Below are 8,690 nucleotides of genomic sequence, written 5' to 3'. Positions count from 1 at the left end.
GGGATTAAATTATGTCTGATCACGTACCCATTTTTCAACATTCCTGGACAGGTGATGAACAACTATATGAAGAATTGACGGACAAACAATGGAAAATACTTAAAGCTGCCCTTACAGTTTTCACCGAAAAAGGATACAGTGCCTCTACCACCAGTGAGATTGCTAAGGTGGCAGGGGTGGCGGAAGGAACCGTCTTTCGTCACTTTAAAACTAAGAAAGAGATCTTGTTGGCTACGCTAATTCCACTGATGCAAAATTTTATTGGTCCTGGAGCGGCAAATTCTCTGCATGACCTCGTCTTGCAATATGATAATTTACCCATTGAAGACGTACTCATGCTCGTTATCGAAGATCGACAAAAGCATATTACCGCCTTATGGCCTGTACTGCGTATCGTCATCATTGAAGCTAATTTTCACCCCGAACTCAGAGATGTCTTACTTAACAATGTGGTGAAAAAGGTTCAGGAATCTTTTCTATCATTTTTAAAGCAGCGTCAAAGTAAAGGTGAATTGCGTGATGACCTGGATGTTTGGACAATGATGCGTACGATAGTGGGAGCAGCTGCCGCTCATTTCGTGTCGCGTTCTTTATTTCCGGAACGTGAGCAAGACCACGACAATCGGCAAGAACTCAAAGCGATAGTAGACCTTTTCCTGAGGGGAGCCCAAGTCGATGTTCGATAATTAGATATTCGATGTTCGAACGACGAAGCTTGGTTTTAATCTTCGGTATTCGAACCAATGAATCTCAAATCTAAAATTTCAAATCTCGAACCACGATCCACGAAAAAGGAGCAGGAGGAGAAACCATGAGAAAGAAAATTGTTACCATCGTCGTTGTTCTTGTCCTTATAAGCCTAGCTGTCTTGGGTAATCGGTACTTTAATCGCGCTGTTGACACAAACACTTATTCCGGAACGATCGAAGGAACAGAACTTCCTGTGCAGCCGGAGCTGGGAGGGAGGATCGTCAACCTACCAATTCATGAAGGACAGGCCATCAAAACGGGCGACATTATCGCTAAGCTAGACGATAGTCAGGCGAAAATTTCGTTAGATACAGCGAAAAGCCAACAGGCCCAGGCCCAAGCCAAACTTAACGACCTTTTGGGAGGGGCGCGCGCGGAAGAAATCCGACGTCTTGAGGATCTGTTGGCCCAGGTAAATGCCAGTGCAGCTGGTGTGGCCCAGAATCTGCAATTTGAAGAGAATAATCTGGCGATTGATCAAAAACTCTACGAGAGTGGTGCAATTAGTAAACAGATTCTAGATGCTCAGCAAAATAAATGTGACACACTCAAAGCTCAGTATGCGGGTGCCCAAGCCAACGTTAAGGCTGCTCAGGCGAGCCTGGACCAAGCTCAGGCGGGTAACACCCAACCAACGATCCAGGCCCAGAAAGCGGCTGTAGATATCACAGCTCAGTCTGTGAAAGCAGCTGAAATGAGTATCAGTAAACTAACCATTAAGAGCCCGGCCAGTGGGCAGGTTCTCTATAAACATGTTGAGTCAGGTCAAGTAGTCAATCCTGGTACTTCGCTAGTCACGATCCTTGACACTAATGACCTGTGGATCAAGATCTACATTCCAGAAGCTAAGTTGAATCAGGCAAAAGTGGGGGGGACCGCTTTTATCGCTGTGGATTCTTACCCTGATAAAAAGTTCAAAGGCCAAATTCAATACGTCAGTGACCAGGCGGAATTCACTCCTAAGAACGTGCAAACGAAAGAAGAAAGAACGACGACTGTCTATGCAGTCAAAATTAGTATTTCCGAAGGTAAAGACCAGATAAAAGCGGGTATGCCAGCGGACGTAACCCTGCAATAGAGGAGTGAGGCAAATGAATCTGGCCATTGATTGCCAGGGCTTAGTCAAACGATTTGGGGCGTATACAGCGGTTCAAGGGGTAACGTTTCAACTTCCTCATGGAGCAATTATGGGTTTTGTTGGACCGAACGGTGCAGGAAAGACAACAATCATTCGCATGTTGTGTGGAGTTCTGATGCCTACAGAGGGTAAAGCTACCGTGCTTAGTTTCGACGTCTTGACTCAACCAGAGGAAATCAAACAGCGGATCGGTTATATGTCCCAAAAGTTTAGCCTATATGATGACCTAACAGTTAACGAGAACATTGATTTTTATGCCGGGGTATACAATCTTCGGGGAAAAATAGCCCAGACCCAGAAAACGCAAGTAATTGAACGGATCGGCCTGCAAGAGCGAACAGCACAGTTAGTCTCTTCCCTTTCTGGTGGCTGGAAGCAAAGGGTGGCCTTGGCGTGCGCTTTATTGCATAATCCACAACTCTTGGTACTTGATGAACCGACAGCCGGAGTGGACCCAGTTTCCCGACGAGTTTTCTGGAATTTGATCCATCAGCTAGCTAAAGAAGGAATGACCGTTTTGGTGAGTACTCACTACATGGATGAAGCGGAAAGCTGTGATTACTTGGGCTTTGTCTTTTATGGGCGCTTAATTGCCTTTGGTTCGCCTGATGATATGAAGAAAAAAGAAGCGAAAGATAATTTGGACGATCTTTTTGTCTATTATGTCGAACATGAAGCTCAAGACGACCCTCGTAACCGTATGATTAAAAAAGGAGGTCGAGGCTAATGCAGCGATTTTCCTGGGTGCGTTTTATTGCGGTCTTGAAAAAAGAATTCATCCACATCCGTCGTGACCGGGCAAGCTTAGTTATGGCTATTGCTATGCCGCTGGGGATGCTCCTCTTATTTGGTTATGCGGTGAATACAGATGTGGAGCATCTGCCAACTGTGGTTTGGGATCAATCACGAAATGCAGATAGCAGAAATTTTATCACCTCTGTGCGTAATACCCAATACTTGGATCCTGATAATTTCGTTGAAGGTTATACGCAGATTGAAGGGTATCTGGACAGCGGTAAAGCTAGGGCAGCGGTTATTATCCCTCCCGATTTCGGAAAAAATTTGCAAGGGGACAAACAGGCCAACGTTCAAGTTTTAGTTGACGGATCTGATCCAACTGTAGCTCGGGCAGTCATGACCGCATTTCAAATGCTCGGACTGGATAAATCATTGCAGCTTCAGAGTGAACGCCTCGTCGCCATGGGGACTGCTACAGGTATAAGCATGCCACTTAATATTGAGACTAGGGTCTGGTACAACCCGGACATGAAATCCATGGTTTTTAACATTCCTGCTCTAATCGGTCTGATCCTGCAAAACGTGATAGCCATGTTGACCTCCTTTTCCATTGTGCGGGAAAAAGAACGCGGCACCATGGAGCAATTGGTCGTGACTCCTATCCGTTCCCTGGAATTGCTTTTAGGGAAGCTGCTTCCCTTTGTATTTATCGGATTTGTTTCCCTATCCCTGATTCTAGCTACAGGGATTTTCTGGTTCGGAGTTATGCCCATCGGAAGCATTCCGCTCCTTATCCTTTTATCGACTATTTTCCTGATTACGATTCTAGCCATCGGTCTCTTGATCTCCAGCATCGCTAAGACTCAGCTACAGGCGATGCAAATGACGTTCATCTTGATTTTGCCTTCTATCCTCTTGTCGGGCTTTATTTTTCCCCGGGAAACTATGCCCAAGCTGCTACAAATCATGGGTGGGTTATTGCCTCTGACTTATTTTCTGAAAATCGTGCGAGGAATCTTCCTCAAAGGTGTAGGGATCGAGTACCTTTGGCAGGACACACTAACTTTATGTGCGTTTGCAATTATCCTTTTGGCTATCGCAGCCAAGAAATTCAAAAAGAACTTGGATTAGTAAATGTTTCATATCATGAATTTTTTGTGATTTGACAAGCGGTTAGCATAAGAAGATGTTATATTATAATGGTATATAGGCAGGTGCCTCTAAAAAAATAATAAGCAAAAAACAATATGAAACTAAGCATTAGGGGATGGAGTGGAGATATGCTAGTACCATCGAAACGTCTAGACAGTTTAGGAGCGTCGGTTTTTAGCGAAATGGACAATTTGAAACGTGAACTAGAAAAAGAAGGAAAACATTTAATTAATCTTAGTATTGGAAGTCCAGACCGAGCACCAGCCTTAGAAATTCGAAAGATTCTTAGTCAAACGGTTCTTGATGATTCCCAATATGGATATACTCTGACTCGTGGAACAGACGATTTTCGAAGAGCTTGTGCTGAGTGGTACCAAGAACGATTTGGGGTAGACTTGAATCCCGAAACAGAGGTTTTGCCTCTCATGGGTTCTCAGGATGGGTTAGCCCATATTTATTTAGCGTATATCGACCCCGGCGATCTAGCCCTGATCCCGGACCCCGGATATCCGATTTATACAGCAGGTCTAATGTTGGCAGGCGGCGAGAAAGTTGCCGTGCCGCTTTTGGAGGAGAATGGATTTTTGCCAGACCTACGGCAGATTAATCCTGATCTGGCCCGGAAAGCAAAGCTAATGTTCTTAAATTATCCGAATAACCCCACCGCGGCTGTGGCACCACTTTCATTTTTTGAGGAAGTCGTGGCCTTTGCGAAAGAATATGATCTGCTCATCTGTCACGATGCAGCTTATTCCGAATTGGCGTTTGAAGGCTATAGGCCTGTAAGCTTTTTACAAGCTAAAGGGGCAAAAGAAGTTGGAATTGAATTCCACTCCGTCTCCAAGACATATAATTTGGCGGGAGCACGTTTAGGGTTCGTAGTAGGAAATGCTGACGTTATTAGAAATCTTGCTCAAGTCAAATCGAATATTGACTATGGAGTATTTCGCCCGGTATTGACAGCGGGAGCTTATGCGCTCAGCTCTGAAAAAGACTCAATTGAAGAAAATCGGAACGCTTATCAGCGAAGACGGGATATCTTGATAGAGGGTTGTGCGTCAGCTGGTTGGAACATGCCAAACCCACAGGGTTCAATGTTTATCTGGGCACCTGTGCCTACTAAGCAAGATTCCGTTGCCTTTGCGTTTAAGTTGGCTCGCGAAGCGGGTGTGATTGTAGTGCCAGGACTGGCTTTTGGGGATTATGGTGAAGGATATGTACGTATAGCGATGGTTCAAGATGAAAACGTTCTGCAGGAAGCCGTTAGGCGGATCCAACAGTTTTTAAAGAATTGTCAATAAGTTGAAAACAACTAGCAAAACAAACAGGCTTTAAGGAGAGTTGTATACACATTTTCTAAAATGGTATACAACTCCCTTTATTGTACCCAACTAATTACTTTCCTTAATTTCTTTGATTAACTGTGCGATAGTTCCGTTAATTCTCGGGAACTCCAGCTTCAGGTCCTCTAATGTCATTACTATTCTCTGTAGAATAATGTAGTCTCTAAACCATCTGTGATCTGCAGGGACAACATACCAAGGTGCTTGTTCAGTACTACAATTAGAAAGCACGTCATCATAACATTTTTGATATTCATCCCAGAACTTTCTCTCTGCAAGATCTGCCATAGAGAACTTCCAGTGTTTTTCAGGCGTCTCTAATCTGTTGAGGAGTTTTCTTTGCTGGAATTCTTTTGATATATGCAAAAAGAATTTTAAGATAAGCGTTCCATTGTTTGCCAGATATTTTTCAAACGCTGTTATTTCCTTAAATCTAGTCATGGCAGTCTGATCATCGATCGTTTCGTGGACTCGAGTTACAAGGACATCTTCATAGTATGAGCGGTTAAACACTGTTATATTGCCTTTTGGCGGCGTTGCTTTGTGGGCCCTCCAAAGGTAGTCATGCTCCAATTCCTCTGGGGTTGGCTGCTTGAAGCTTTGAACAACAAATCCACTCGGATTCACACCGGCAAGTGCCTTTTTAACAGTGCCATCCTTACCACTACAATCCATGCCCTGTAATATTATGAGTAGACTAAATTTCTTAGAGGCATAGAAGACTTCTTGAAGTTCAATGAACCTTTCTTGTAATCTAGTATATTCTTGTTGAACATCCTTCTTCTCTAAGCGATCCGTATCAGTTGGACTGAAATCCTTTAAACTGATCTTCTTATTGGAGTTAATTGTAAAGTTTTTCAACATTGAGTACTCCTTTATAATACAACAAAGTAAAGATTGGAATGTAAATTGAAGCAAGTGATTCTAGAGATTCTAGAGATTCTAAAAAAGAGTAAAATCTAATTATCCTTCTTTTTAGAATCTTCTTTAGCGAGTTTCTTGCTTTTGCACTTGCATTTAGAGATATCAACCATTTTACCCTTGCATTTACATTTAACTTTACCTTTTTTTTCCTTATCTCCTCTTTTTTTCTTCTTATTCTTAAGAAGAATGTTTAGTTCTGTTTGAAGTTTAAGATACTTATCTTCTAATTCTGCTACTTTAAGCTCAAGGATTTTTATAGCAGGGTATTCCTTGTTGTCTTCGTCCAAGGAGGTTGCTACTTCAGCTTCAATCAAGGGTAAAGCTCCGTGTTCAGTTTCAGTTACCGGAAGAGGTACAATCTCATTTTCAGTTCCGGGTAACGCAGTAATTTCATGAGTTAGCTCATGCTCATCTAAACGACCAGCAGTTTTCTTTAGCATAATTTAACCTCCATTTAGATCTCGGAATTATACAAAACGCTTCTTGTTTGGAATGTATCTTATTTCCTGAAAAATTATGATTCAATTTCATTATAGGAGATAACAGGTACAAATTTTGAACGAAAAAGAGCTACCTCATCTGAAGCAGTTTTGCCAAAGTAAGGATTAAGAAAGATTTCCTGACTATTGATCGTTTCCTTTCCTCTTTTATCTATTTTATTGTAGGTGCCGTCCAGATTTAAAACTCTTGATTTACAGGTATCCTGTAAGGCTAAGCTTAAGACATTCATGACTTTTTCGCGAGCCTTAGGATCCTCAACCGGAAATAAAAGCTCAACCCTTCTATTTAAATTTCGTTTCATCAAATCAGCACTGGAAAGGAAAATTAGCTCTTCACCATCTCCGTAAAAATAATAAATTCGACTATGCTCCAGAAACCTTCCAACAATGCTTCTCACCGTAATACGCTCGCTAATGAAGGGGATATTAGGGCGAAGGCAGCATATGCCACGGACAATCAAGTCAATCGTTACTCCGGCCGAGGAGGCATTATAAAGGGCCTCTATTATTTCTGTATCAACCAAAGAATTCAGCTTAGCAATAATTCTAGCTTGTTTGCCTAATCTTGCGTATTCAGTTTCTTTATGTATTAAATCTAAAAACTTTTTCCGCAGGTTAATTGGCGCAAGTGTCATTTTATAAAGATGAGATGGGCTGGAACAACCGGATAGTGTATTGAAAATAGCAGAAGCATCTGCTCCAAAATAAGGGTTAGCTGTTAATAAACCTAAATCTGTATATAATTTTGCGGTAACATCATTATAATTGCCTGTCCCAAGGTGGACGTATCGTTTAATTACACCATCTTCACGTCGTACAATTAATAAGATTTTACAATGAGTTTTTAATCCGACAAGTCCGTAAATGACATGGCAACCTGCAGTTTCAAGTTTCTTTGCCCAAGTTATATTATTTTGTTCATCAAAGCGCGCTTTTAACTCTAAGAGAACGGTAACCTGTTTACCGTTGTCAGCAGCCTGAGCTAAGGCTTCGACAATAGGAGAATTACCGCTTACCCTATAAAGTGTTTGTTTGATTGCCAGAACATTAGGGTCTTCGGCAGCTTCTTTGACGAGATCGACAATCATATCAAAGGAGTCATAGGGATGATGCAATAAAATATCTTGTTTAGAAATTGATTGGAATATATTATCCTCGTCAGAAAGGGTGCTATAGACGTTTGGCTTGATGGGCTCGTATCGTAAGGAGTCATAACCCTTTAACCCACTTAATTTCATTAAAAAGGTTAGATCAATTGGCCCGCTGATTTTATATACTGCTTCGGCAGAAATCTCTAATTCTTCTTCTAATATTCTAAGAATCATGGGATTGATACCATGTTCAATTTCTAGGCGAATTGCACTACCCCATTTTCTTTGCTTGAGGGATAATTGCACGGCAGTTAAAAGATCTTCTGATTCATCTTCAGCCACATCTAAAAAGGCATTTCTAGTAATGCGATAGCACCCTGTTGATAGGATGTTGTGATTATCAAATAAGGTTGTTAGATTTAATTTAATAATTTCCTCCAATAGGATAAAGGATTTTTTTGAATCTAAGGAAGGAATTTCAACTAGTCGATTTAGTACTGAAGGAACTTGTATTGTTCCAAATAATAGGTTGTCATGGTTAGTGGTATCCTCTAATAATAATGAAATATTTAAAGTTTTATTTAGGATCAAAGGAAAAGGCTGATTCTTATTAACAACCATAGGCGTTAGAACTGGAAAAACATTATTTGTGTAATACTCTCGAATAAAATCAAGTTGGATATTGTTTAAATCCTTAGTTTTAATAAATTGAATATCTGCTTTCTTGAGTGCCTTTTTTAAGGAACGGTTATAACAATTGTACATGTCGAAGACTAGTTTATGGGTTCTAACGGATATTCTATCAACTTGTTCATTCGGTGTAAGACCGGAAGGGTCAATTTTTATGTAGTTGGCTTCGACAATACCCTGTAAGGATGCTACCCGAATCATAAAGAATTCATCCAAATTAGAACCCACGATTGAAAGAAATTTTAATCGTTCAAAAAGAGGATTATTTATATCTTGAGCCTCTTCTAAAACTCTTTCATTAAATTCTAGCCAGCTGAGTTCTCTATTGAAAAAATGTAAGGCTGAAAAAGAATGATTCTTCAAT

Annotated in this window: 8 protein-coding genes; 5 read left to right on the top strand and 3 right to left on the bottom strand. The window is 41.1% G+C overall.

From position 1 onward, the window contains the following. The first annotated feature begins 11 nt into the window (after positions 1-11). From DSBG_RS16480 to DSBG_RS16460, 5 genes are all read left to right on the top strand, one after another. Positions 12-686, top strand: a complete 675-nt coding sequence (locus DSBG_RS16480) for a TetR/AcrR family transcriptional regulator (protein WP_068965352.1) — start codon at positions 12-14, stop codon at positions 684-686. Between the two features lie 125 nt (positions 687-811). Then, positions 812-1,828 carry an HlyD family secretion protein gene (locus DSBG_RS16475; RefSeq protein ID WP_068965351.1) on the top strand — a complete coding sequence of 339 codons (1,017 nt, stop codon included), beginning with the start codon at positions 812-814 and terminating at the stop codon, positions 1,826-1,828. A 13-nt stretch (positions 1,829-1,841) separates the two neighbouring features. Then, complete coding sequence (locus DSBG_RS16470) at positions 1,842-2,615, top strand: ABC transporter ATP-binding protein (RefSeq protein WP_068965350.1); 774 nt, start codon at positions 1,842-1,844, stop codon at positions 2,613-2,615. Further along, the gene (locus tag DSBG_RS16465) at positions 2,615-3,757 is read left to right on the top strand and encodes an ABC transporter permease (RefSeq protein WP_068965349.1); all 1,143 of its coding nucleotides are present in this window, start codon (positions 2,615-2,617) and stop codon (positions 3,755-3,757) included. The genes DSBG_RS16470 and DSBG_RS16465 overlap by 1 nt, the downstream gene beginning before the upstream one ends. Before the next feature lie 149 nt (positions 3,758-3,906). Continuing rightward, on the top strand, positions 3,907-5,079 hold the full coding sequence (locus DSBG_RS16460) for an aminotransferase class I/II-fold pyridoxal phosphate-dependent enzyme (protein ID WP_068965348.1): 1,173 nt from the start codon (positions 3,907-3,909) through the stop codon (positions 5,077-5,079). Positions 5,080-5,169: 90 nt separating this feature from the next. Here the strand turns inward: DSBG_RS16460 and DSBG_RS16455 are convergent, their stop codons facing one another. From DSBG_RS16455 to DSBG_RS16445, 3 genes are all read right to left on the bottom strand, one after another. Continuing rightward, entirely contained in the window at positions 5,170-5,985 is an 816-nt protein-coding gene (locus tag DSBG_RS16455; RefSeq protein ID WP_068965347.1) for a PPK2 family polyphosphate kinase, read from the bottom strand. Positions 5,986-6,080: 95 nt separating this feature from the next. Continuing rightward, positions 6,081-6,485 (bottom strand): hypothetical protein, encoded by a 405-nt coding sequence (locus DSBG_RS16450; protein ID WP_068965346.1) that lies wholly within the window; start codon positions 6,483-6,485, stop codon positions 6,081-6,083. Positions 6,486-6,559: 74 nt separating this feature from the next. Next, on the bottom strand, positions 6,560-8,689 hold the full coding sequence (locus DSBG_RS16445) for an RNA degradosome polyphosphate kinase (RefSeq protein ID WP_068965345.1): 2,130 nt from the start codon (positions 8,687-8,689) through the stop codon (positions 6,560-6,562). Position 8,690 lies beyond the last annotated feature (1 nt).

Source organism: Desulfosporosinus cupriresistens, from assembly GCF_001707885.1.
GTDB lineage: Bacteria > Bacillota > Desulfitobacteriia > Desulfitobacteriales > Desulfitobacteriaceae > Desulfosporosinus.
This window is presented reverse-complemented; position numbering and strand designations above follow the sequence as displayed.